General features: G+C 69.3%; 20 protein-coding genes. 15 read left to right on the forward strand and 5 right to left on the reverse strand.

The features are described from left to right. The first annotated feature begins 3 nt into the window (after positions 1-3). Complete coding sequence (locus tag G5C66_RS07360) at positions 4-1,719, forward strand: hypothetical protein (protein ID WP_165110319.1); 1,716 nt, start codon at positions 4-6, stop codon at positions 1,717-1,719. Between the two features lie 359 nt (positions 1,720-2,078). Continuing rightward, positions 2,079-3,623: a phospholipid carrier-dependent glycosyltransferase gene (locus G5C66_RS07365; RefSeq protein WP_165110320.1), complete on the forward strand. Its 1,545-nt coding sequence runs from the start codon at positions 2,079-2,081 to the stop codon at positions 3,621-3,623. On the opposite strand, the gene G5C66_RS07370 is transcribed toward G5C66_RS07365, so the two are convergent. The 5 genes from G5C66_RS07370 to G5C66_RS07390 form a co-directional block, all read right to left on the reverse strand. Beyond that, on the reverse strand, positions 3,532-4,503 hold the full coding sequence (locus G5C66_RS07370; protein ID WP_165110321.1) for a lysylphosphatidylglycerol synthase domain-containing protein: 972 nt from the start codon (positions 4,501-4,503) through the stop codon (positions 3,532-3,534). The genes G5C66_RS07365 and G5C66_RS07370 overlap by 92 nt on opposite strands. Further along, positions 4,500-5,549, reverse strand: coding sequence for a glycosyltransferase (locus G5C66_RS07375; RefSeq protein WP_165110322.1), 1,050 nt, complete (start codon positions 5,547-5,549; stop codon positions 4,500-4,502). The genes G5C66_RS07370 and G5C66_RS07375 overlap by 4 nt, the downstream gene beginning before the upstream one ends. Positions 5,550-5,694: 145 nt before the next feature. Further along, positions 5,695-8,442 carry a YfhO family protein gene (locus tag G5C66_RS07380; protein ID WP_165110323.1) on the reverse strand — a complete coding sequence of 916 codons (2,748 nt, stop codon included), beginning with the start codon at positions 8,440-8,442 and terminating at the stop codon, positions 5,695-5,697. Between the two features lie 81 nt (positions 8,443-8,523). Further along, positions 8,524-9,279 carry a class I SAM-dependent methyltransferase gene (locus tag G5C66_RS07385; RefSeq protein WP_165110324.1) on the reverse strand — a complete coding sequence of 252 codons (756 nt, stop codon included), beginning with the start codon at positions 9,277-9,279 and terminating at the stop codon, positions 8,524-8,526. 32 nt (positions 9,280-9,311) lie between these two features. Continuing rightward, entirely contained in the window at positions 9,312-10,418 is a 1,107-nt protein-coding gene (locus tag G5C66_RS07390; protein ID WP_206443821.1) for a glycosyltransferase family protein, read from the reverse strand. A gap of 94 nt (positions 10,419-10,512) precedes the next feature. Between G5C66_RS07390 and G5C66_RS07395 the strand changes: the two genes are divergently transcribed. The 13 genes from G5C66_RS07395 to G5C66_RS07455 all read left to right on the forward strand — a co-directional run bounded on the left by G5C66_RS07395 (position 10,513) and on the right by G5C66_RS07455 (position 25,457). After that, positions 10,513-11,508 carry a lysylphosphatidylglycerol synthase domain-containing protein gene (locus G5C66_RS07395; protein WP_165110325.1) on the forward strand — a complete coding sequence of 332 codons (996 nt, stop codon included), beginning with the start codon at positions 10,513-10,515 and terminating at the stop codon, positions 11,506-11,508. Further along, complete coding sequence (locus tag G5C66_RS07400; RefSeq protein ID WP_165110326.1) at positions 11,472-12,842, forward strand: hypothetical protein; 1,371 nt, start codon at positions 11,472-11,474, stop codon at positions 12,840-12,842. Before G5C66_RS07395 ends, G5C66_RS07400 begins: the two co-directional genes overlap by 37 nt. A 40-nt stretch (positions 12,843-12,882) precedes the next feature. Continuing rightward, entirely contained in the window at positions 12,883-13,446 is a 564-nt protein-coding gene (locus G5C66_RS07405; protein ID WP_165110327.1) for a YceD family protein, read from the forward strand. A 68-nt stretch (positions 13,447-13,514) separates the two neighbouring features. Then, positions 13,515-13,700 (forward strand): 50S ribosomal protein L32, encoded by a 186-nt coding sequence (gene rpmF, locus G5C66_RS07410; RefSeq protein ID WP_008358292.1) that lies wholly within the window; start codon positions 13,515-13,517, stop codon positions 13,698-13,700. Between the two features lie 77 nt (positions 13,701-13,777). Then, on the forward strand, positions 13,778-14,419 hold the full coding sequence (gene rnc / locus G5C66_RS07415; RefSeq protein WP_050800711.1) for a ribonuclease III: 642 nt from the start codon (positions 13,778-13,780) through the stop codon (positions 14,417-14,419). Between the two features lie 9 nt (positions 14,420-14,428). Beyond that, entirely contained in the window at positions 14,429-15,298 is an 870-nt protein-coding gene (mutM, locus tag G5C66_RS07420) for a bifunctional DNA-formamidopyrimidine glycosylase/DNA-(apurinic or apyrimidinic site) lyase (RefSeq protein WP_165110328.1), read from the forward strand. A 331-nt stretch (positions 15,299-15,629) separates the two neighbouring features. Further along, positions 15,630-16,751 carry a glycosyltransferase family 2 protein gene (locus G5C66_RS07425; RefSeq protein WP_165110329.1) on the forward strand — a complete coding sequence of 374 codons (1,122 nt, stop codon included), beginning with the start codon at positions 15,630-15,632 and terminating at the stop codon, positions 16,749-16,751. Positions 16,752-16,859: 108 nt separating this feature from the next. Further along, the gene (locus G5C66_RS07430) at positions 16,860-17,660 is read left to right on the forward strand and encodes a DUF6576 domain-containing protein (protein WP_165110330.1); all 801 of its coding nucleotides are present in this window, start codon (positions 16,860-16,862) and stop codon (positions 17,658-17,660) included. 171 nt (positions 17,661-17,831) lie between these two features. Further along, on the forward strand, positions 17,832-18,029 hold the full coding sequence (locus G5C66_RS07435; protein ID WP_165110331.1) for a hypothetical protein: 198 nt from the start codon (positions 17,832-17,834) through the stop codon (positions 18,027-18,029). A gap of 309 nt (positions 18,030-18,338) precedes the next feature. After that, entirely contained in the window at positions 18,339-20,375 is a 2,037-nt protein-coding gene (locus G5C66_RS07440; protein ID WP_165110332.1) for an acyltransferase family protein, read from the forward strand. A 58-nt stretch (positions 20,376-20,433) separates the two neighbouring features. Further along, positions 20,434-22,233 carry a glycosyltransferase gene (locus tag G5C66_RS07445; RefSeq protein WP_165110333.1) on the forward strand — a complete coding sequence of 600 codons (1,800 nt, stop codon included), beginning with the start codon at positions 20,434-20,436 and terminating at the stop codon, positions 22,231-22,233. A 69-nt stretch (positions 22,234-22,302) separates the two neighbouring features. Next, a complete protein-coding gene (locus G5C66_RS07450; protein WP_165110334.1) occupies positions 22,303-23,964 on the forward strand; it encodes a glycosyltransferase family 2 protein in 1,662 nt (553 codons plus the stop codon). A 5-nt stretch (positions 23,965-23,969) separates the two neighbouring features. Further along, complete coding sequence (locus G5C66_RS07455; protein WP_165110335.1) at positions 23,970-25,457, forward strand: glycosyltransferase family 61 protein; 1,488 nt, start codon at positions 23,970-23,972, stop codon at positions 25,455-25,457. Positions 25,458-25,622: the final 165 nt, after the last annotated feature.

Genomic DNA, 25,622 nt, shown 5'->3' on the forward strand with positions numbered 1-25,622 from the left:
CTCATGGCGACATCGGGGGAGCAGACCGAACGTGTGGGGACCGTCAGGTGGGCGACGTTCGCCGGTGTGTGCGTGCTGGCGCTGCTCTGGTCGGCCTACTCGGTCGGCGCCCAGAACGGCACCTTCCTGACCCAGGACTTCGGTGCGCAGTACCACCTGGCGAAGATGACCGCCCACGGCGCGATCCCGCTGGTCGACTTCGAGCACGGCTGGAACGCCGGCTCGTTCTGGGTCTCCGCGGTCCTCTACGCGGCCGCGTCCGGCTCCCCGACGATCTGGTACTTCCTCTGGGGCCGTCTGCTGGGCGCCGGACTCGGCGCGGTCCTCGCCGCCGCCATCGGGCTGCGGCTGCGGCTGCACCCGGCCGTGATGATCGCGGCCGCGCTCGGCGTGCTCCTGCTGGCGACCCCGCTGCACATCAAGTACACGATCTGCCTGCTGTGGGTCTTCGTCCTGCTGCCGACCGGGTGGCTCGAGTCGCGCCCGCGCCTGGCCGCGGCCGCGCGGGTGCTGCTCCCGGCGCTGGTCTTCTGGCAGTACGTCGAGCTGGCGGTGCTCCTCACCGGCGCCTCGGGGCTCTTCGAGCTCTTCGCCCGCCGGGAGGCCTCCTGGCGCACCCGGATCGTCAACTGCGTCCAGCTGGCCGGCGGCTTTGTGCTCGGACTGGCCGTCCAGGCGGCGGCGTACAAGGTGCTGTGGGGGCTCTCCTTCGCCGACTTCAACCGGCAGGTGATCCTCGGTCAGACCGAGACCCACGAGGGCTCGCAGTACGCCGTGTGGAACTTCTTCGACCTGCCGACCGAGTCCGGGCGCTTCTTCATCCTCGCCCTCTATCCGTTCGCGCTGCTGCTGCCGTTCGTGCCGCTGGTGTGGCAGCGGGTCTCCGATTCCACCCGGCTGATCGCCCTGGCCGGGCTGGTCCTCGTCGTCGTCCCGATCCGGCGCGTCGACAACCCCCACACCACCACCGTCTCCGCGCTCGTCCTCCTCGCCGTCGTCATCGCGGTGGCCGAGCTCTACGAGCGCCGTACGTCCCCGGCCGCCGGGGTGCGAGCGCCGGTGATCGCGCTGCCTCTCGCCGCGGCCGGCGCCCTCTGGGCGGCCGCGACCCTCTGGATCGGCTTCGGCCTGCAGAGCATGGCGGGCGGGGTGATCCTCGTGGCCCTGGCGGTGGCGGGGGCGGTCCTCGGCGCCGCGTTCCTCCGGGGGACTGTCGCGGTGGTCTCGGCCGGTGCCCTGGTGGTCCTCGGCTGCGTACCCGCCCTCGCCTCCGTCGACCACCTCGACGACATGCGCCGCGACGCCAAGTCGTTCCAGGTGACCGACGCGATCACCCGCTGGGCGGGCCCGGAGTACGAGCGCTGCAGCGCCGGCACCCGCGAGGCGCTGGTCATGCCCAACCACCTCGAGCTCTACGACACCCTCGACATCACCAACCCGACGCCCTACTACCTGTTCCACTACGACTTCGCTCAGTACGAGGACGTCCTGGTGCCTCAGCTCGAGGACGGTTCGGTCCCGGTCATCATCGAGACGATGCCGCTGCACACCCCGCAGCCCTGGCTCACCGACGCCATCCACACCAACTACGTCCCCTGCTCGATCGTGAGGATCGAGAAGCAGGCGACGACTGTGACGATCTGGACGCACAAGTCTCGGGGGAGTGTGGAGCGGCGTGATCTCAGCGTTCGGGGTGGGGAGCTCGTTCCGACTCGCTGAGGTTGCCGGCCGTCGCTGAGAATTCTGGCTGGCTATCGGGTCGGCGGCAGGGGTCTGGCGCGGCGGTCTGGGTTGAGAGGGGGCTTGGGATCGGTGGCGAACGAATTTTTCGTTCGCGCCGGGACGGGATTCGGGTCGCTGGGTGAATGAAAATTCGTTCGCGCGGGGGCGTCTATCCTCCCGAGGAGCGACTGTCCTGCGGCCACTCCGGGGCAGGTCGAGAAACACTCGAGGACAGGGTCGGCGGCCCAGACCAGCCACAAACAACAGTCGTTGAACACGCCGCACACCGAGAGCAGAAGAGCACACAGCCGTCATAGGCTCGCAGCCCAAGCCCCAAGCCCACCTGAAAGTAGCGAATGCCCCGCTCCACACCCGAGGACGGCGCCGACGTACGCCTCCCGAAGCGGCTGCTCGCGGCGATGGTGCTGGTGGCGTTCTTCGCGCTGAGCCTGAGCAGCTACGTCGCGCTGACCAGATCGCTCCAGTATCAGACCCGCGACGAGGGGCCGAACGCCGGCTACGCGGTGGAGGTGGCGTCGGGACGACTGCCGACGATCGACACGCCCGTGACGACGGACGCGGATCGCTACCCTCAGGTGGTCGAAGGCCGGGCGACGATGGTGGACGAGCCGCACCGCCACATCTGGACCGCCAACCATCCTCCGCTCTACTACCTGATGTCGCTGCCGTTCGTGGCCGCCGCCGGGGCGCTCGACGCACCCCAGGTGATGATCGTCGGGATGCGGCTGATCAACGCAGCCGGCTCCGCGCTGTGCGTGTTGCTGGTGGGACTGATCGCCTTCGAGGTGACCCGCCGGGAGGCGACCGCGTTCCTGGCGACAGGGATCGCCGCTTCCTGCGCCGTGCTGGTGACCGCAGGTGGCCACATCGCCAACGACGGGGTCGCGGTCGCGGCGTCGTCGCTGACCCTGCTGGCGACCATCCGGATCTTCGACCACGGCCTGTCCGTGAGGCGCCTGTCCCTGGTCGCGCTGGCTGGCGCCGCTGCCGCGGGGGCGAAGGCGCCGGGAGTCCTGACCGTCGTCCTGTGCGGGGCAGCCATCGCGGTGGCTCTTCTCGTGACCGACCGCTCCTGGCGCGGCGTGGTCCGCGCGCTGGGGGCCTCGGCCGTCGCGACCGGTGTCCCGGCGTTCGCCACCGGCTGGTTCTACGTACGCAACATCGTCCTCTACGGCGATCCGACCGCCACCGACGCGCTGCTGGAGAAGTTCGACCGGGAGCCGAACGGGCCCCGGTGGCAGGTGCTGACGGACGGCTCGCTCTGGCTGGACTGGTACGAGCGGCTGTGGGCGCCGCTGCCGGCCGAGGGCTACGCCGTGGGTGCCGACGTGCTCGCCGTGGTCGCGGTGATCGGCCTGCTCGTGCTGCTCGTGCGGCGGGCGACCGGCGCGCCGCCGGGTCCGACCGTCCCACGCGCCGGGTGGCTGCTGCTCGCGGTCCACGCGGCGGTCGTCCTGGCGAACCTGGTCGGCTTCGTCGCGGGCGGCGGAAACCCGAACGACCGCTACCTGATGCCGCTGATGCCGCTGCTGGCATCGGCGCTCGCCGTCGGTGTGATGGCGCTCGTCGATCTGATCCCGCCCCGATCCCGCGACTCGCGGGCCGCTCGGGCGGCGGCTGCGATCACGCTGGTTCTGGGCGGCTACGCCCTGCTGATCTTCGGCTGGTTCGTGGACTCGGCGACGTACGTCGGCCGGCTGCCGAACTCCGAGTCGCGGGGTGCGGGTCTCGTGCTCGCCGCCGGGGTGGCATGCGGCCTGGTCGCCGTCTGCCTCGTGGCCCGCCCGGCTAGGACGTACGCCGCCCGGCTACCGCTCCCAGACCGGCGAGCACGACGTCGGCGATCAGCAGGAGAACCCGCGAGGCGAGCGCGACGGTGAGTGCCTCGGGGACTCCGATGACCGGGCCGAGGGTGAGCGCGAGCAGCGCCTCGCGGATCCCGGCGCCGGCGGGCGCGGGGATGAACGCGATCCCGGCGGCCCAGGCCAGGGCCATCCCGCCGGTCGCGGCCGCGACCTCGAGCAGCCCCACCGAGGCGTACGACTGCATCATCACCGCCAGGTGGAGGCCGAAGGCGACCCAGGCGAGCACCGCCCAGCCGATCGCGGTGAAGAGCCCCCGAGCGGTGAGACGTACGCCGAGAGGTTCCCGCCCGAGCCGGGCGAACAGCCAGTCGAGCATGCCCGGGACGACCCGCGGGTGCAGGCACACGGCCAACGGCACGAGCAGGAGCAGCAGCCACCAGTAGCGGCTGAGGCCCTCGGAGGAGGACCAGGGGAGCAGGAGCGCGCCGACGCCGATGCCGCTGGCGACGACGATGCCCATGAAGAGGATGTTGGCGCCGAGCATCGTCCGGCGGGCGACGCCCCAGCGCAGCCCGAACTGCATCTGCGCGACCACCGGCCACACCGAGCCGGGCAGGTATTTGCCCAGCTGGGAGACGTAGAAGACCGAGTGGGAGTCGCGCAGCGACGGCCGGATGCCCATGCCGTGCAGCAGAGCGACCCAGATCTGGCCGATCAGCATGGTGCCGACGACCGCCAGCGCCCCGGCGATCGCGAACCGCCCGATGCTCAGCTCCTGGACCGCGGTGGCCAGGTCCTCGCGCTGGCGCCAGACGAGGTAGGCGCCGCCGAGCACGACCACGAGGGCGAGCCCGATCTTGAGCAGCCGCTTCTTCAGGCTGGGCTTCGCGGGGCTCGGCGTAGCCGACGACCCGGCCTCCGCGGGGGAGACCGGGTCGGAGTCGGTCGCTGTCACAGGCTGGTCGTCCACGTCTCGCCGGACTGGGCGGTCGCGCGCGCCTTGGTGTGCGGCAGGTCGAACTCGGCGACCGAGGTCTGGTCGCGGAGCATCTCGGTGCCGGACTTGCCGAAGCGGGCCTTCTTGGTGTGCTCCAGGTCGTCCTCGATGAGCACTCGGTTGGTGCGGATCAGGTCGGAGATCACGCCGAGCATCGCCGACATGAAGGCCAGGTTGATCAGCACGCCGCCGAGCAGCAGCGACTGGATGTGGTTGCCGTTGTCGCCGCTGAGCCACAGCACGAGGTAGCGGACGAACGGGATCGCGCCGAGGACGAAGAAGAACGCGGTGAGCCAGACGAAGATGGCGTAGGGCTTGTACATCATGTAGCTGCGCACGATCGCCGCGCCGGACTTCATGATGTGCTCGGGCATCGACTTGAACAGCCGGGACTCACGCGTCTTGGCGTTGGTCACGATCGGCACCGAGGCGATCTTCATCCGCTTGTTGCCCGCCTGGATGATCGTCTCCATGCAGTAGGAGAAGCGGGTGACGGTGTTGAGCAGCATCAGCGACTCGCGCGAGTAGGCGCGGAAGCCGCTGGCCGCGTCGGGCAGGTCGGTCTCGGCGGCCATGTTGACCACCTTGGAGCCGATCTTCTGCAGCTTCTTCTTGAGTCCGGAGAAGTGCTCGATCTGGTCGACCTGGCGGTCACCGATGACGATGTCGGCCTGACCGTTGATGATCGGCTGGACGAGGTCGGCGATGCGCTCCTGCGGGTATTGGTTGTCGCCGTCGGTGTTGACCACGATGTCGGCGCCCAGCTCGAGCGCGCGGACGACGCCGTCGTGGAACGAGCGGCCCAGGCCCTGGTTGCGGGAGTGGTGCACGAACTCGCGCACGCCGTGCTCCTTGGCCACCTCGACCGTCCGGTCGGTGCACCCGTCGTCGACGATGAGGACGACGATCTCGTCGATTCCCGGGATCTGCTTCGGGATCGACTCGAGGACGGACGGGAGGGTCTCCTCCTCGTTGAGGCAGGGGACTTGTACGACAAGCTTCACAGGGACCTCAGGGCAAGTAGTGGGACCGAACACGGGTTCGGGGGTGAGCGAGCGGCTTCTGACCCGCCACATTACCGCGTGGATTCTGCGGCCCCACGCCCCCTCGCGGGTGTCATCCGGCGTATGTGCTAAGGAAACCTGGCGTTCAGGACGGGTCCATACGGCGTCTGCTGCGCAGCCGGCCCAACACCCGGGGCACGACCAGCAGACCGAGCGTCACCAGGGCCCCGAGGAGCGAGACCACCGCACCCGTACGCAGCCCCGGGGCCTCGTAGCGCAGCGTGACTGTGTGGGTGCCATCGGGGACGGGCACGGCGGCGAAGGCGTGGTTGCCGGCGACGATCGGCACCTCGCGGCCGTCGACTCTGGCCGACCAGCCCGGGCGGGCGATCGAGTCGGCGACGACCAGGTAGCCGGCGCCATCCGCGGTGACCTCCGCCGAGATCGTCTCGGCCTCGTCGCGGCGTACGTCGACCCGGGCGGTCGAGCCGGAGGCGGCCGGGGTCGAGTCGTCGTCCAGCAGCACCGTGCCGGGCGCGACGCCCTCGGTCAGCCGCCGCACCCGGGTCGGGCCGTCGGGGACGACCTCGCTGGTGCCGGCCCAGCGGATCCGGGGGAGCGCGCTCGCGCGCTCGTAGACGACCGCGCCCGCCGAGGCGTGCACGACCCGCAGGCCGTCGCCCTTCTCGGGCCGGACCGCGGCGCAGATCGCGGAGCCGTCGGTGCGACCGGCGAGGTCGACGGGCTTGCGCTTCCCCGAGAACGTGATGGTGACCGGCACCGGGCCGGAGGCGAAGCGGTGGTCGGGCACCGCGACACGCAGCTTCTCACCACGCTTGAGCGGCCGGTTCACGGCGATGGCCCGCTCGGAGGTGACCTTCTCGGCACCGGTCCCGACGCTCACCCGGACGACGGTCGGCTTCTGCACCCGCGGCTTGAGGCCCTCGGGCACGGTGACCTCGATCCCGCGCAGATCGCCCTGGGGGACCTGGCAGGTCGCGTGCCGGCCGGGCATCACGCTCAGGACCCGGCGCTGCGCGGGTGGCACCCGCGTCGGCTCGACGGCGCCGATGACCTCCATGGGCTGCGTCACCCAGTAGCGGACCGAGAGCTGGTCGAGCACCGGCTGGTGCCCTGGCGTGGGCACTCTGGCGGGGAAGTCGCTGTAGGTCGGCGACTGCTGGGTATCCGGGCTGACCGCCGCGAGCAGCGACTTCCACTCCGGCGACGTGAACTCATGGCCTGTCGGCGTACGCAGTCGGTAGTGGTCGGCGACCCCGGAATGCTCCCAGCCGGAGGCGCCGTAGCGCTCCTGCCCCAGGTTCTTCTTCATGAACTCGTGCGCCGGCGTGACGGGGTAGAAGAGCGATCGGTCAGTCAGCGGGAGCACGTGGTTGGCGAAGAGCGTGCTCTGCGCAAACACCGTGAGGGCGATCGTCACCGGGCCGATGAACCGCAGTCTGTGGGGGAGCCAGCAGGTCGCCACGGCCGCAGCCAGGGCCACTGCCAAGAGGATCCCGGCGACGAGAAGAGACCTCTCCAATCCGGGGATTCCGCCGTCGGCAGCTCGAATATGCCTGTACGAAGCGACAGCGCCGTACGCAACAGCGGCGCCGACCACCACGATCGTGATGACCGTCGGGAGCCATCGTCTCGGCTCACGGGGCGGCGCCGTGTCGGCCTCTGCCCGCTGCATCAGCCGTTCCAGTCCGATACCGGCCAGAGCGGCACCGAGGAACCCGAAGATCGAGTTCGCTCGGTTGAAGCTGTTGATGTCGTACCCAGGGACCTTCTGGAGCAGATCCAGCGGAAGGCCACCCACCCAGATCAACCACCCGACCGCCGCGAGGCAGACCCCCAGCAGGACGGATACGCCACGTCGTCGGTCGCGCTGGCGGATGACGAGCGCGGCCACCGCCAGGACGAGTGCACCAGCGCCGAGGAAGCTGACGCTCTCGATGGCATTGCCCTCGTTGTACCAGCGCATGTCGACGCACGTGCCGTAGGCATCGCCGGCGAGGATCGTGAGCATCAGACTCGTGTCTTTGGCCTCGTTCGGCAGCCTGCTCTCGGCGCCCATCACGCTGAGGTTCAGTACGAAGGGGAGGATCTGGACCGCAGAGAGCGCCACACCCAGCAGCACCCCGCCGGCAGCCGCGACACCCGCGCCCAGGGTGAGGCGAATGTCGCGGAGCGCGACGGCGCGAACCACGACATAGACGGCTCCGAGCGTGAGTGCGAACATCGTGACCGCGGGGAAGCCACCGAACAGCATGGCGGCAACGACCATTCCGAGTGCGGCGACGTCTCGAAGCCTGCGCTCGTGGACCGTCCGGTCGAGTGCCCAGAAGAGCAGCGGGATGAGGCAGCCGACCTTGGTGTGCGGCCAGTTGGTCCACATCATCATGAAGCCGCAGGTGAAGAAGATCAGCCCGGCGACCAGGGCCGCGCTGCGGCGTACTCTGAGTCGCCCGAGGAAGAGCACCATCCCCACCAGCACCAGGACCAGCTCGGTGAGCTTCACCCACGCCGGGGCCAGCCACATCGGCATCACCCAGTAGGGCCACGAGACCGGGCTCAGCACCGCGTGGTTCGGCAGCGAGGCGAGCGGTGTGCCGCCGACCTCGTAGGGCGCCCAGGTCTGCCAGTTGCCGTGGCGTACGCCCTCCATGATGTTCTCGACGCCGGGCAGGTAGTAGTCCCAGGTGTCGCCGCGGCACCACAGCGTCCCTTGCGGGATCGGGCCGTCGGCGGCGTACGGCATCATCGCGTGCAGCCACCCGGTGTCCAGCAGCATCCCGTGACCCACGAGCGCGGGGCCGAAGGTCACCGCGACGAAGAGGACGAGAAGCGCCAGCACGACGCCCGAGCGCCACCGATCGGTTGAGAACACAAGCCGAAAATCTATGAGTAGTCGGAACCGGGCGCCGGTAGCGCACGCGGGAGTTCGGTCAAGTCTTGCGTGGCGACCGGATCAGTCGCGCTTGGTCGCGACGGCCACCAGCCCGGTGCCGGTGTCGGGCCGCAGCCGCTGCAGAGCCATGAACGGGCTGGTCGCGAGGGCGATCGCGGCACCCTTGAGGTGACCGCTGGGCTGGAACGTACGGCCGGTCGCCCGGGTCAGCTCCTCGGGTGTGAGGTCGCCCACCTTCTCCAGCTTTCTGGCGTCGATCCGGTTGCGGACCGCCTCCAGGGCGTAGCCGAGCGGCCAGCCGTAGACGGTGATGTCGACCTCGCCCAGACCTGCCTCCTCGAGCCGCTCGGTGAGCTCTGCGGGGCTGTAGCGCCGGAAGTGCCCGGCGTGCCGGTCCATCGGGCCGAACCGCTCCTGGAAGGCCGGCACCGAGAGCACCAGATGGCCGCCCGGGCGGATGTGGGTGACCCACTCGGCCAGCGCCCCCTTGTCGTCCTCGATGTGCTCGAGCACCTCGAAGGCACAGACCAGGTCGTACGTCACCCCGGTCTCCAGCTCCGACGACATCGCGTTGAGCACGGTGCCGCCGACCGCCGTGATCCGCTCGTACGCCACCGCGAACGAGTCCGCGTCGGGCTCGACGCCGAGGTAGTCGGCGCGGGTGGCCAGGCGGGCGCCGAAGGCGCCCTGGCCGCAGCCGATCTCCAGCGCCGTGGTCGGCGCGAGCCGGTCGATGATGCGGCTGACGACGTCGTAGCGCAGCCAGGCGCGGGGTGCGAGCGGGGGCAGCGGGCGGTCGGTGGCGGTGATCGGCATCTGTTTCCTGGGTCGTGGTGGAGTCGCTGGGTTCAGCTGAGGCATTCGATGAGGGGCGAGGCGACGGCCTGCGGGGTGTAGTGCTCCCGCGCCTGCTGGTAGGCCGCCTCGCGCAGCCGCTGGGCCTCGTCGGGGTCGTCGGCGAGCTTGGTCAGGGCCGAGGCGAGCTCCTCGGGGCTCCCGGGCGAGACGAGCATGGCCGCGCTCTCCAGCATCCGCCGCTGGGGCTCGGTGTCGGAGGTGACGACGACCGCGCCGGCGGCCGCGCCCTGGAATGCCTTGTTGGGCACCACCCGGCGCGCCTGCGGAACGGTGCCGAAGATGCCGAGGCTCACGTCGAACCCGGCGACGAAGTCGGGCAGGTCCTCGGCATCGACCCAGTCGACCCAGGAGACCCGCGGGTTGGCGGCGGCGAGGCGCCGGGCCTCCTCGTACTGCTGGCCCTGGCCCACCATAGTCACCTCGATCCGGTCGTCGTCGGCGAGGATGTCGAGCGCGTCGGCGATCACCGGGGCGCCGTGGGTGGGGGAGAAGAGGCCGACGAAGACCGCCTGCAACGGCGCCTCGGTCGGGCGCTCGAGCGCCTTGGCGCCCGCGTCGAACCACTCCTTCGTGGCACCCACAGGGCACACGACCGAGTGGAGACGTACGTCCTCAGGCAGTGCCTCCTGCTGCTCGACCGTGTCCACGATGACCACGTCGGCCTGCTTCAGCGCCATCGCGTCGATCGCCTTCATCAGGCGCAGCTTCAGCCCGCCGGACCCGGCCAACCGACGGTTGGTGGCGACGCCGGCCGCCGAGACCATGTGGTCGAGCAGGATGGTCGAACGGGGATGCAGGAGGCGGGCGAGGTGCACGTCGAAGTGGCCCAGATAGCCGACCAGGACGGCATCGGGACGTCCGCGGCGGCGCTGTCGCAGCGACTCCACGGCCAGGCCGCTCCAGCAGACCATCAGCCGCAGCACGAGCAGCGGCAGTCGCCACGGTTGTCGCAGGATCGCCACCCTCGCCGCGGTGTCCAGACCCAGTGGCCGGTTGACCTCGGTGACCTCGGCGCCACAGGCGCGCAGGCCCTCGATGAGTACCGCGACCCGCGGATGGGAGGTCACGTCGTAGGTGCCGAAGGCGACGATGTGCATCACTTCAACGTTAGGGTTGAGGTCAAGGAAAGATCGAGCAGCACACCCCGCATCTGAGATGTCGGCACCCGAAAAGTGCTGCCAGGGAGGACCTGTGGGCCGAGGCTGGACGAAGGTGGTGCCGCTCAAGGCGGTGGTCGTCGCGATCGTCGTCGTGGTGGCGGCGTACGCCGTCCACCGCAACTGGGACGCGCTCGTGCGGGGCTTCGATGAGTTGCCGCTGTGGGTGCTCGGCGTCGCCTTCGTGCTGACCGTGCTCGCCCAGGGCATCGCGCTGCTGATGTGGCGGGTGGTGCTGGCCGATCTCGGCTCGCCGCTGCCGCTGGTGCCCGCCGCCAGGATCTTCTACGTCAGTCAGCTGGGGAAGTACCTGCCCGGCTCGGTCTGGACGATCGTGGGGCAGATGGAGCTCGCCCGCGCGGAGCGGGTGCCGCGGCGTACGTCCCTGACGCAGGGCGTCCTGGTGCTGGCCATCGCCGTCGGCGCCGGGGTGATGGTGTCGGTGCTGCTGATGCCGTTCCTCGGCCGGGAGACGTTCGCCCGCTACTGGTGGGCGGTGCTGCTCCTGCCGCTGATCCTGGTGGCTCTGCATCCGCCGGTCTTCGCGAAGGTGGTCGACACCGGGCTGCGCCTGCTGGGGCGGGAGCCGCTCCAGGTGCTGCCCACCTGGCGGGGGATCGGCAAGGCGCTGGCGCTGCAGGGCCTGGTCTGGCTCCTGCTCGGGCTCCAGATCTGGGTCGTCGTGGTCGGCCTCGGGGGCGACCCGCTGCCCTCGCTGCTGGCCAGCGTCGGCGGCTACGCGCTCGGGTTCAGCCTGGGCATGGCCGCGATCGGGCTCCCTGCCGGCGCGGGCCTGCGGGAGGCGGTCCTGGTGGTCGCGCTCTCCGGTGTCCTCTCGCCCGGGCTGGCGCTCCTGGTCGCCCTGCTGGCTCGTGGGATCGCCGTCCTGGCCGATGTCGTGGTAGCGCTGGTAGCGGCGTTCCTGACCCGCCGAGCCGGTGAGCTGGGGACGTCTTCCTCGCACGCCGCCAACGAACCGCCCGGGAGATCCTTGTGCCCACCGCACGGCAGCTCTGGACCGTCGGACTGATCGCCAACCTCATCACCTGTGCCGGCGTGTGCGCCGGCTACGCCCTCTCCTCACCGCTCTACGGCGCCAAGGACGAGGTGGCCCACGTCGACCACGCCTACCAGCTCTGGCACGGCACGCTGATCGCGATCGGCGACCCGATGCGGATGCCGCAGATCTGGGGCTACACCCTGCCGTTCGACTGGACCGGGCAGCACCCGCCGCTCTTCTACCTGCTGCTGGCGCCGGTGGTCGGGCCGCTCACCGACGCGGGCCACCTGCTCGCCGCCGGGCTGACCGCGCGCGGCATCGTCCTGGTGATCACCTGCCTGGTCGTGGCCGCGGTGATGTGGACGACCCGCCAGATCGTGCCGAGCCGCCCCGAGGTCGCGGTCGCGGCCGGCCTGGTCACCGCGCTCAGCCCGGCGCTGACCCGGCTCGGCGGCGTCGTCTTCAACGACAACCTCTTCGTCCTGTGGGCCACCCTCCTGGTCGGACAGACCGTCTGGCTGCTCCGTCACGGGCCGCGTACCCGGGGGGTGGCGCTCTTCGGTCTGTACGCCGCCGCCGCCCTCGGCACCCGCCTTCCCGGCGTCGTCTTCATCGGCCTGTGCGCGACGACGCTCGGCCTGGTCTGGCTGTTCACCGGCCCGCGCCGCGACTGGGCGGCCGTCGTCCGCCTGGGCGTCGCCGTGCTCCTCGCGGTCGCCGCCAACGCGTGGTTCTACGTCCGCAACTTCCAGGCCACCGGCAACTGGTCCGGCATGCAGACCGACCTGGTCGGCAAGGCCGGAGGCCCGCTGCACGAGCGGAAGGTGCGCTCCGTGCTCGACGTCGCGACCGATCCCGACATCTGGCACCAGCTCCTGATCCCGCCGGCGCTCCAGGAGCGGGTGGTCGTCGGCATCGTCCTCACGATCGTCCCGCTCGTGCTCGGGGCGATCGTGGGGCTCCGCGCCTTCTCCAGGGAACGGCGGGAGCCCGTCCGGGTCGCGACGGCGCTGCTGCTGCTCGCCCTCACCGTCGTCATCGTCGCGATCCAGCTCAACTACGCGGCCGGGGGCGGGGGTGCGTACTGGCGCTATCTCCTCCCGCTCACCATCGTCACCAGCCTGCTCACCGCGCTCGGACTCACCGCCACCCCACGGGTGGCGGGGCCGGCGGTCGTGATCTGGGCGGCGGCGACGTACGCGGTCTTCGCGGCCCACATCGCCCCGCCGAACCCGTCCGGAGGCGACCTGGCCACGGCGCCGGTGTTCCAGACCGCGGCCTGGGTCGCGGCGGGCGTCGCGGGGGTCGCGTGCGTGGCCGGCGTGGCGACCGTCCTTTTGGTCGCCGTCGCCCGGTCCCGTTAAGATCTCTCTGATCTGTCGTGCCCTCATCCGGAAGTGAAACATGACTGGCCTGGACCCGAGAGCGCCGCTCGTGCTCGATACTCGCGAGCTCGGCCGCCGCCCGGGGTCCGAACGTCACGTGGAGCTGACGGTGCCGGCCCCGGCAGATCTTGGTATCGAAGTTCTCTCTGTCCCCGAGGGATCGCCGGTCGAGCTCGACCTGCGGCTCGAGGCGGTCATGGAGGGTGTGCTGGTCACGGGGACGGCGTTCGCCGGCCTCGAGGGCGAGTGCGTGCGGTGCCTGGAGCCGATCGACGACGACGTCGAGGTCGACATCCAGGAGCTGTACGTCTACGACGACTCTCGTGACGGCCAGGACACCGGCCCGGAGGGCGAGGACGACGAGACCAGCCGGACCGAGGGCGACCTGATCGACCTCGAGCCGGTGCTCAGGGATGCGGTGGTGCTTGCGCTGCCGTTCCAGCCGATGTGCCAGGACGACTGTCCGGGACTGTGCCCCGAGTGCGGGGCGCGGCTCGCGGACGAGCCCGGGCACAACCACGGTGAGCAGATCGACCCGCGCTGGGCGGGGCTGGCTTCGTTGAAAGACGACTCCAGCAACTAAGATCACCCAGCACAACAGGCTTCAGTAGCCGGTCGAGATCCGGCCGGTCGAATTATGAGGAGATAACAGTGGCTGTTCCGAAGCGGAAGATGTCGCGCAGCAACACCCGTCACCGCCGCTCGGCCTGGAAGGCCGTCGCGCCGACCCTGGTGACGTGCGCGAACCCCGCCTGCGGTGCCAAGCACATCCCGCACCGTGCGTGCGGCGAGTGCGGCCAGTACGGCGCTCGCGCCGAGCGTCGCCAGGTCCTCTGATCTGACACGCGGTTAGTCTCCTGACCAACTACGCCGAGCTACGCAAAGCGCTCGGGGATCCGATTCTGGACCCCGAGCTGCTTGAGCGTTCACTGACTCACCGGTCCTACGCCTACGAGAACGGTGGCCTGCCCACCAACGAGCGCCTGGAGTTCCTGGGCGACTCGGTGCTCGGCGTCGTGGTCACCGAGACCCTCTATCGCACCCACCCCGACCTGCCCGAGGGCAAGTTGGCCAAGCTGCGGGCGGCGGTTGTGAACGCCCGCGCCCTGGCCGAGGTCGGTCAGGCCATCGGCCTCGGCCAGCACATCAAGCTGGGCCGCGGCGAGGAGGCCACCGGTGGGCGCGAGAAGGCGTCGATCGTCTCCGACACCGTCGAGGCGGTGATCGGAGCGGTCCACCTCTCCGGTGGCATCGAGGTCTCCACCGTCCTCGTCCACCGCCTCTTCGACCCGCTCATCGAGAAGGCCTCCGACCTCGGAGCCGGTCTCGACTGGAAGACCTCCCTGCAGGAGCTCGCCGCCGAGCGGGCTCTCGGCGTGCCCGAGTACGTCATCACCGACGAGGGCCCCGACCACATGAAGACCTTCACCGCGAAGGTCCGGGTCGGCGACCAGCTCTACGGCAACGGCGTCGGCCGCTCCAAGAAGGAGGCCGAGCAGGCCGCCGCGGAGACCGCCTACGGCGAGATCCAGGCCTCCGCCTCCTCCTCGGCCTAGAAGGCCCAGATGCCTGAGCTCCCCGAGGTCGAGGTCGTACGCGCCGGCCTCGAGCGCCACGTGCTCGGCGCGAGGATCGTCGCCGTCGAGGTCCTGCACCCCAGGCCCGTACGCCGCCACCTCGCCGGGGCCTCGGCCTTCGCCGACGAGCTGCAGGGCCGGGTCCTCACCGGCGCCCGCCGTCGCGGCAAGTACCTCTGGCTGCCGCTCGATTCCGGCGACGCCCTGATGGCCCATCTGGGCATGAGCGGCCAGATGCTCGTCCAGCCTCCGTCGTCGCCCGACGAGAGGCACCTGCGCGTCCGCATCCGCCTCGACGGCGCCGCCGAGGGCCGCGAGCTCCGCTTCGTCGACCAACGCATGTTCGGCGGCCTCTCGATCAGCCCCGGCGGAGCCGAGCTCCCGCCCGAGATCGCCCACATCGCCCCCGACCCGCTCGAGGCCGCCTTCGACGCCGAGGCGGTCGTCCGGCGGGTTCGGAGATCGGCCAGCGGCATCAAGCGCATCCTGCTCAACCAGACCGTGATCAGCGGCGTCGGCAACATCTACGCCGACGAGGCGCTGTGGCGCGCGAAGCTGCACGGCGAACGGCCGGGGGAGCGCCTGACCGCCGCCAAGGTGCGCGAGCTGCTCGGCCACGTACGTGACGTGATGACCGAGGCCCTCGCCCAGGGCGGCACCTCCTTCGACGCGCTCTACGTCAACGTGAACGGCGAGTCGGGCTACTTCGAGCGGTCGCTGGCTGCGTACGGGCGTGAGGGCGAGCCGTGTGACCGGTGTGGTTCGCCGATGCGCCGCATCGCCTTCATGAACCGCTCCTCCTACTTCTGCCCGACGTGCCAGCCGGCCCTTCGGGTCCGGAGGATCCCGGCGAAATAGTCACTTCGGGCCGGCTTCCGGGTCTCCTCGTCGGTCATTGAGAATTTCGTAAAGGCGTGGGCTAGGCTCTCGGTCGTTCGTCGTGGTGCAGCACCCTGTACCGGCCGTGAAGCTGACGACACACCGCTGCGTTCGGGCCAGCGGACCAACCGGGTGGCGACGTGGTCATCCGGATCTCGGGTATGCCAAACCAAGGCCCTCGCGCACCGGCACAGGCGTGAACCACAACGCCGTGCCCTCGGGTGGTCAAGCTCGACAAGGACAACAGGTGGCTCCCCACAAGCTCGCCGTACCTCCCTCTGTGACAGCTGCACGCTGGGTGAGAGGGCTGATGCGCATCAGGCCCACGCTCAGCGTGGTCGTGCCGGTCTACAACGTCGCGGAGTACGTCGAGAAGAGCCTCCGGAGCGTCCTGGACCAGCCGCGGGACGAGATCTCGGGACTCGAGGTGATCGTGGTCGACGACGGCTCGACCGATGGATCTGCGCAGGTCCTGCGGCGGATCGCCGCCGAGGAGCCGTGCGTCACCGTCATCACGCAGCCGAACTCGGGCGTGTCGAGGGCCCGTCACACCGGGATCGACGCGGCGACCGGCGAGTTGCTGACGTTCGTCGACCCTGACGACGTCCTTCCGCCGGACGCGTGGTCGGCGATGATCCGGTCGCTGCGGCGTACGGGCTCGGACTTCGCGGTCGGGGCCGCGGAGCGGGTCAGCGTCGAGAATGGGGTGGAGCGGAGGTTCATGACGCCGCTGATGCGTCGCAACCACGCGGAGGAGCGGCTCAGGTGCCGGATCGAGGACGCGCCGCTGATGCTCGCCGACATCTTCGTGTGGAACAAGATCTTCCGCCGGTCGTTCTGGACGAAGAACGCGATCGCCTTCCCGGAGCGAACCCGCTACCAGGATCAGGTCGCGCTCACCCAGGTCTTCCTGGCAGCCGACTCTTTCGACGTGATGACCGAGATCGTCTACGACTGGCAGGTGCGTGCCGACCGGTCCTCGGCGACGCAGAAGCGTGCGCAGATCGCCAACCTCGTCGAGCGGATCGGCACCAAGCGCCAGACCCTCGAGCTCGTCCGCGCGTCCGGCTCGGCCCCTCTCATGGAGACGCTGCTCGCGGAGATCCTGCCGATCGACATGTGGGAGCACTTCCGCGCGGCGGTCCACCCCGACACCGAGGAGCCGCGCCGCTACTGGGAGCTGCTGCGGGCCGCGGTCCTGGAGTTCTGGTACGACGCCGGCGTGCCGTTCGAGTCCACGACGGTTCCGCCGGCTCAACGGCTGATGGCGTGGCTGGTCGCCCAGGACCGGGCCGAGGACCTCGCCGCGTTCGTCGCGATGATCGACAGGTACGGCGCGGGCCGGGCGTTCCGGCAGCATCCGTGGCGCGAGGATCCGGCGCTGCCCGCGGAAGTGCGTGCGATCGAGAATTCGGTGGGAGTGCCCTGCTGACGTGGCAACCAATGCGTGGATAGGCTCGGCCCCGTGCGAGAACGTTTCCGGTTGACCCCAGGCGGTCGTTACCCCCACGAGCCTTGGTTCCACATCGGTTCTTTGGGGGTGACCACGACATGGCTCGTCGTCTTCGCGAGCATCGTCGGGCTGGTGCTCTTCGCGGCTCTGGGCGGCGAGGGCGTGCTCGGCGGACTGGCGCTGATCCAGCCCAACCTCGCAGAGCTCAAGCTGTGGACGCTGATGACCTGGCCGTTCGCCTATCCGCAGTTCAGCATCTTCGACGTACTGGCGATCTTCTTCTTCTGGTACTTCGGCTCCGACCTCGAGCGCAACGAGCTCGGTCGGGTCAAGTTCGCCTGGCTGCTGGTTGCGTTCACCGCGGTGCTCTCGGTGCTGACCGTCTTCTTCGGCTCGGTGCTCGACCCCAGCTATCTCCTCGCCGGTCTCGGCATGCTGGAGATGATGGTGGTGCTGCTGTGGATCGCGCAGTGGCCCGACCGGATGTTCATGTTCAACATCCCGGCCTGGCTCTTCGGTGTGATCCTGGTCGGCATCCAGCTGATCCAGTATCTCGGCTACCGCAGCTGGGTGATGCTGCTCGTCTTCGTCGTCGGCCTCGCCGTCAACGCGTTCGTCGCGCGCCAGTTCGGCCTGCTCGACCGGTTCGCCTGGATCCCGCAGGTCGCCGGCTCCGGACAGCCCAAGGCGGCCAAGCCTGCGAAGGCGAAGAAGCGCAAGTCCGGCCCGACCGTGGTCACCGGCCCGTGGGAGTCCTCGACCGTCTCGAAGGACGAGCAGCGGATGGACGAGCTCCTCGACAAGATCCACGCCCAGGGCGCCGACTCGCTGACCAGCAAGGAGAAGAAGGAGCTCATGCAACTGCGTGAGCGCCGCCGCCGCGGCTGACCCGAAGTTGAGTGCGACGCACTCAGGTTTTGCCGGGAAAGCCGGGTATCGCACGGTCTGAGGTCCCGGCTTTGGACGCGCGACGTTGACGCTTGTCGATAACGGTGTCACTCTTGTAGACGGCCCGGTATCGCGGGAACTTCTAGTGATTCCAACGAAGGAAACGTATTCATGGCGAAGGCGCTGATCGGTTACATGAGCAGCGACCTGCGGACTCCCGCCCACCTCACAGCCGAGAATGCTCGGCTTCGTGCGCGTGTGCGTGAGCTCGAGGATCTCGTTCTCACTCTGAAGACGGAGAACGACGCATTGGTCGCGGCCCACACCGCGGACCTCGACTCCTCGATGCAGGAGATGCAGCCCGCCTGACCTGCGGGCAACTCTGCAACACCACGGGCGAGGGCTATTTCTTGATCAAGGCGTAGCCCCTCGCTCAGGGGGAACCGGCTCTGGCACTCAGGGTCGGTTTCGACCTTTTCGAGCGGAGTCCACACAAGGTGCGGGGCGTCCCCTGAAATTGACCCTTCAGGTGGCGAGGAACAACCGACTTGGTTAAGATCACGCGGTTCGCCATGGACGGCGGGCATCTGCATCCTCCCCCACAGGAGCTCCTCCCTTGTACTCGTTGTGCCATGCCCTGGACTCGGCGTGCGCGGTGCTGCCACCAGAAGCCGCACGATGAGAGGCCGTCCCGGCCCGCGCTTCGACATCCAGGCGCTGCGGGCTCTTGCGGTGTCGCTCGTCGTCGTCTACCACTTCTGGCCGCACCGGCTAACCGGCGGCTACGTCGGCGTCGACGTCTTCTTCGTCATCTCCGGCTTCCTGATCACCACGCATCTGCTGGACCACGTCCCGGCCTCCCTGGGTGATCTCGGCGAGTTCTGGGGGAGGCGGATCCGGCGGCTGCTCCCGGCCGCGCTGAGCGTGATCGCGGTGACGCTGGCGGCCACCTGGTGGATCGCTCCGCCGACGCTGTGGGACGGTACGGCCCGGCAGGCCGTCGCCTCCGCCGTCTACGTGCAGAACTGGTTCCTCGCGGGGGAGGCAGTCGACTACCTCGCCGCCGACAACGCCGCCACGCCAGTGCAGCACTACTGGTCGCTCTCGGTCGAGGAGCAGTTCTACGTCCTCTGGCCCGTGCTCCTGCTCGCCGTCGGCGTGGTTGCCCGCCGTCGCGGGATATCCGTCCGCCGCGTCGCAGGCGTGGCAGTGACGCTCCTCGTCGCCGGCTCGCTGCTCTGCTCGGTCCTGATCACCGACGCCTCGGCCTACTTCGTGACCCAGACTCGGGTCTGGGAGCTGGGCCTGGGCGGCCTGGTAGCGGTCGCCGCACCGCGCCTGAGCCGACTGCCGGCCGCCGCACGCTTGGCGCTTGTCTGGAGCGGGCTGGGGCTGGTGGCTTACGCCTCGGTGGTGTTCGATCACGCCACCGTGTTCCCCGGCACCGCTGCGCTGGTGCCGGTCGTCGGTGCCGCTCTGGTCATCACAGCCGACGTACGCCGCGGTCCGCTGTCTCCGCTGTGGCTGATGGCACGGCGTCCGGTGCAGGTGCTCGGCGACCTGTCCTATTCGATCTATCTGTGGCACTGGCCGCTGGTCGTCCTGCTGCCCTACGCGCTGGACGGTCCGGTACCGGGTGTGGTCAAGCTCCTCGGCCTGTGTGCTGTGGTGCTGGCCGCGTGGGTGACCAAGACCTACGTGGAAGACCCCCTGCGCGGGCGGCGTCCGCTCGGTCTTCCGCTGCGCCGCAGCTTCGTGTTCGCGCTGACGGGAGCGTTGGTCATCGGCAGCTGCGGGTTCGCGCTCCACCGCGAGTCGGAGGAGCAGGCCCGGCAGGTGGCGGCGCCCTCGCCCACCGAGGACCCCTGCTACGCGGCGGCGGCGCTGTCCCGGGGGTCGTGCGCCCCGCACGGCTCGGGCGAGCTCTACCTGCCGCCGCTGGCTGCGGTCGATGACAGGTCACGCCTCTTCGAGAACGGATGCGTCCTGCAGATGGACGACGTGTCCCGGCGTACCTGCACCTTCGGGAGCGATGCACCCGACGCGACTCCGGTCGCGTTGGTGGGCAACTCGCATGCGGCGATGTGGGCGCCAGCGCTGGAGCTCGTCGCCCGGCAGCGCAACTGGCAGGTCACGACCTACCTGATGTACGAGTGCTACACCGTCGACCGGCCGGTTGAGCTGCCGGACCGGGCGGCGACGAAAGCGTGCGCCGACTGGAACAGGTACGTCATCAACCGGGTCGCCGATGGTCGAGAACGGCTGGTCGTGGTGAGCAACCGCTACTACCGAACCATGGCTGGCGCTGACGGTGATCGGGGCGAGAGCCTCGAGCTGGCCCGGAAGGCGTCCGGCCGGGTGCTGAAGCGTTGGGTGGCCGCCGACAAGAGGGTCCTGGTGATCGAGGACCCGCCCATGCCGCCGACGCCGAACACGCCGGACTGCGTTGCCGCCAACCCGCGTGATCTCGGCGCGTGCGACGGGAGCGTGAAGCAGACCGCCTCACCAGACCCGATGGCGGCCGTCGCCCGCACCTCACCCCTGGACGGTGTCGACGTGCTCGACACCACCACCGACTTCTGCCGTGATGGCAGGTGCTACGCGACGATCGGCGGGGTGGTGGCCTACTACGACCGCTCGCACGTGACCGCGACATACGTGAAGAGTCTGACGGGCCGCCTCGACGCGGCCACGACGGCAGCCCTAGGAAATTGAAGGACCCATGCCCACACATCCCTTGACAAGTGCACCAGCCGAATCCTGCGAGGACACGGTGCTGGCGAGCACCGAGGACGTATGGACCTACCTCGCGCAGCTGCCACAGGCCGCCCGCCAGGTGTCCATCGTGGTTGCCGACGTGGACCTGGTCCGTGTCCTTACGCTCGCCGACCCAGAGGTGACCGCGCAACGGTTCGCGATGCGGATCAAGCGATGGGAGTCCCCGCACAGTCGGTGGAACGGTCGCCTCGGCTGGGCGCCGGGAGTGCTTCGCCACGAGGTGCGCTATCCGCGAAGCGGCGTCGGCACCGCCGAGGTCGAGATCGTGCTGCGCGAGCCGATCTCGCTCGCGGCGATCGTTCGCGCCGTCTACCCGCTCTTCGCGGTCACGCGCGGGCAGCACGGCTACGGGTACGTCGAGCTCGGCACTGACGCGCTCGCGCCTGCCGGGCTCAAGCTGCTGCCCACGCCGGTGGCTCCCGGCATCCCGGAGCTGCCGGTCGACCACCTCGATGGCGTCGGCCTGAGCCTGGCAGACTTCGGCCTGGTCAGCGACCAGGCGCGACTGGCGGAGCTGAATGCAGTCAAGGATGACCCGTCGGACACGGTCTTCCGGCACCCGCTGGCCGTCGACGCCACGACCGGACACCTGGTCGTCTCCGACCGTGGCATCGCGCCGTTGGTCGACCTCAGTGTGCACAACCCGGTCGGGCGGTTCCAGGGTTGGTACGACCCCGACGGCTGGCTGACGGCGACTTTCGCCTCCGGGCAGCTGCGTCTCGAGCCGACCGCGGCCTCGAGCCCCGCGGCAGCCGGGTTCGCTCAGGCACTGACGGAGCCACTGCGCGCTGCGGACGTACGCAGCCTGCGTCGGATCGAGTCGGTCGATCTGTCCGGGCTCGAGGTGACCGGCGTCGGCGAGGAGCGCGCGCTCTACTGCCGGCTGGCCGAGTTGGCTGCCACCGGCGTCATCCTGCACTCGCTCCCCGCCACGATGCGGCTCGCCGAGGACGTACTCGGCAAGGAGCTGGCTGCGATGCTGCGCCAGCCATACCGACCGGGCGGCGGCCTGGTGCGCGAGCTGCGGTCCGTGCCGCAGCGACGCGAGGCGATGGAGCGTTTCGGCGGCTTCTTCGAGCTCGCCGGCCACGTCCAAGAGCACGGGCATCGGCTGCTCCCCAAGGTCAGCGCCGTCCTCTCCACGATGCGGCCGGGACGGGTCGCCGGGGTGATCGAGGCACTCGCCGCGCAGCGATATCCGCACCTGGAGATCATCGTCGCCGTCCACGGTGCCGAGGGGCCGCTCCCGCCGCGGCTGGAGAAGGTCATCGCAGACACCGGCGCGATCGTCACCCGCCACGAGAAGGCGAAGGCGTTCGGTTCCGTTCTGGCCGACGCGGCGCGGGTGGCGTCGGGAGACCTGGTCGTGAAGATCGATGACGACGACGTCTACGGTCCTCGGGTGATCGGCGACCTGGTGCTCGCCTACCTCTATTCCGGCGCCGACATGGTCGGGAAGACGACCGAGTACCTGTACCTCGAGGCGCTCGACCACACCGTCCACCGCACCTTCGCGACCGAGACGTACCACTACCAGCTCGCCGGCGGCGCGATGATGCTCTCCACCGGCATGCTCAACGAGATCGGTGGATGGCGGCCCACGCCCAACTCGACCGATCGTTCGGTGCTGATCCGTGCGGGGAACGCGGGTGCGATCGGCTACCGCACCCACGGGCTCGGGTACGTCTACATCCGTCACGCCGACGGACACACCTGGCGGCGTGACGACTCCAGCCTGGTCGCCGGCTCCTACGAACAGTGGCCTCGTTTCATGCCCGAGATCGTCGAAGGCTGAGCGCTCATCCGCTCGGTCGTCCAGAACCCCCCTAGCGAAAACCCTCACAGAAGGCCCAGAGAAGGACCCATGCCGAAGTCATTGACCCGTAATCCCGCGCTCAGCGACGTCGTCTTCAAGAACCGATGGCGCGACGTGTTCGACGGCACCGTCCCGGAGGGCTGGGAGCCGACGCTGAAGGTCTCGGTGGTCACCGCCGCCTTCAACTCCAAGACCCTCGATCTCACCCTTGCCTCGCTCGCAGCGCAGGACTATCCCGAGGAGCTCCTCGAGGTCATCGTCATCGACGACGGCAGTGAGCCGGCGGTCGAGATCGGGACGTACGCACCGAAGAACACGCGCCTGATCCGAGTCCACGAGGAACTCGGCGAGGGCTGGGGACGCTCCAACGCGCTGCGAATCGGCATCGAGGCATCCGACGGCGACATCATCTACTGGGTCGACTCGGACATGATCCTCTTCTCCGACAACGTGCGTGAGCACGCGAAGTGGGCGCACTTCATCCCCGAGGCGGCGACCATCGGTCACAAGGGGTTCATCGAGGAGTGGGACTTCACTCCCGAGCAGGTCTTCGAGGAGGTCAGATCCGGCGAGATCCGCAAGCACCACGACCTGGAGACCTTGCACCGGCACTGGTCGCTGGACATCTACGAGGAGACCGACGACCTCAACGCCAGTGGCGGTCGCAACTACTCCACGCACATGGGGGCGTGCGCGACGGTTACCCGTTCGGTCTACGAGCAGACCTTCGGGCAGCGTCCAGAGCTGAAGCTCGGAGACGACACCGAGATCGCCTACCAGATCTGGCAGCGGGGCGCGGTCTTCATCCCGGTGCAGTCGGCCCAGACCTATCACCTGGGTCGGGCGACGGTGCAGGACAAGGGCCGCGAGGTCGCCCACTTCAACGACGTCCACTTCGCGCAACGGATGCCGATCCCGCGCTACCGGCGTGCCGCGACGAACCGGCAGTGGGAGGTGCCGTTCGTCACCGCCGTCGTGAAGGTCGACGTCGACACTGCCGAGGTGGCCCGGCGCTGCGTCGACATGCTGCTCAACCAGACCGAGTCCGACCTGCAGGTGCTGCTTGTCGGTCCTTGGTCGACCCTGGAGACCGGGCGGCGTCGGGTGCTCGCCGACCCAGCGGTCGAGCTTCACCTGCTGCAGGAGTGGTACCGGTGCGAGGGGCGCGTCACGATGGTCGAGGACGACCCCGACGATGTCTTCCCCTCGCCCTACCGCCTCGACGTACCGGTGACCCTCGGACTGGGACCGAGCGCGCTGAACGAGATCATGCGGGACGTATACGGCAACGACCTCGGCGTGGTGAACTATTTCCCGCCCGAGGGCGTCGAGCAGACCGAGGTCCTGACGATCAGGCCGACCCAGGCCTACAGCCGGGCGTTGCGATACGCCTCCGAGACGGTCAGCCCCATCGAGGCTCTTGACGCAGTGTGGGGGGTCGAGTGGCGCTCCAGCAAGGAGCTCGGTCTCATCGACCTCCGCACCGCTGAGCCGGTCAAGAAGATCACCCGGGGCGACAGTGACCTGGCCATGGCAGACCTTCGGGAGCAGTTGGCGTTGGCTCGCCAGCGGATCGAGAACATCAGGAACCGGGCACATGCCAACCGAAAGCGCGCCGAGATCGCCGAGGCACGTGCCGAGGCACTGGGCATCAAGCGTCGCGTGCGCAACAAGGTCGGGCGGGTTACGCGCGGTCTGCGGCGTTCATGAACGGGATGACCGAAGAGCAGATCCAAGGGCTCGTCGAGGCCAGGGACGTCGGCGGGGCCGCAGGCGCGCTCGAGGAATGGCGCCGGCAGAGCGGGCGGAGTCCTGACGAGGGGCTGTTGATCGCCGTCGAGGCCCTGCAGCACGGCGCCGGTCGTCTCGTTGCCGATCGTCTGGTCCGGTCGGACGGGACCTTTGACGGAAGCATGTTCAACGCCGTCGTGCGCTTCCTCAGCTTCTACGGCCTGCAGGATCTGGCGGCCGGGGTGGTTGGCGAGGTGGAGCAGATCGGGCTGCTCCCCGGCGGTGACCAGCGGTTGGAGAGCGCCAAGAGTGTCATCGACGGCGTGCGTCGTCAGTTCGAGGAGTTCACCAAGCACGTCGACAGCGGGGCATACGAGTTCGTCCGGCTCACCGAAGCGCGGGAGTTCGAGCGTCGTCCGATGCCGGATCGCCTGCCGCTCGACACCGAGGCAGACCTGGTCTGCTTCCAGACCGGGGCGAAGATCGCGGACCAGCCCTCCACGTTCGACCAGGACTTCGCCGAGCTGCCGGCCGACCAGCGCCAGGCCCTCCTTGCGGCCGGGTTCGACCGCGGACACACCGAGACCGACGTCGAGCGGGTCTTCCTCGCCCGAGACGTTCGTTTCTGCATCAGCAACGAAGACGTCGCAACGGCCTTCACCGGACAGCGCCGTACCCGCGTGATCCGCGCCTCCCGGTACGCCAAGGCCAGCAGCCTCAACGTCGCGGCGCCTGTCACCGACCAGATCCCCGCTGCGTACGTCTTGCCGTTCGCGCACAACTACGTGAACTACTATCACGCGATCGCTGAGACGGCGGCTGGGCTACGGAGCGTCCACCGGGTGCCCGACCACGTCCCGATCGTATACGTCGAGGACCGCTTCGGTGTCCTGCCCTTCGTCTTCGAGCGGCTTGGGCTCGACCCGTCGCGCCTGGTCGCGGCCAAGGATCTCGAGACCACCCTCATCGCCTGTGCCTACTGGCCGGACCCGCCGCCGTTCCTGTGGGCGAGCTGGGTCTATGACTTCTTCGGCCGGCTCGGGTCGGGTGACATCGACCGTCGCTACCGCCGGGTCTACCTGTCCCGGGCACGGTCGATGCGCTCTTTCGACAACGAGGCAGACGTCGAGAGCACTCTCGCCCGCCTCGGCTACCGGATCGTCTACGCCGAAGACATGGACATCGATGAGCAGGCACATGTCTTCGGCTCCGCCGACGTCATCGTCGCGCCGCACGGAGCCGGCCTGACCAATCTCGTCTTCTCCCGATCCGGCACCCGGCTCGTGGAGCTGTTCCCCTCGACGTTCGTGAAACCCAACTTCTATCTCAGGGCCAAGCACCTCGGGGTCGACTATCGGGCCATGGTCGTATCCGACAACACCGTCGACCTGAGCCTTCTCCTCCAGCTCGTCGGGCGTCTGGATCGGCCGTGGGCCCCGGCCTGGTTGGCCGCGTGGTCGAGGCAGCGCTGAAGGCGAGGCGTCACCCTGTCGCGGCTGGCCGACGACAAGCTCGAGCTCGAGGTCCGTCGATGAGCGCCGTCAGCGGGTTATCCTCGACCCGCTGGGGTTCCCCTGAGCAGCGACGATTAGATTTGCTGGCTCACCTCAGCCACGCTGATGTGTTGCGAACTGTGT

The sequence above is a fragment of the Nocardioides turkmenicus genome, assembly GCF_011045035.1.
Classification (GTDB): Bacteria; Actinomycetota; Actinomycetes; order Propionibacteriales; family Nocardioidaceae; genus Nocardioides; species Nocardioides turkmenicus.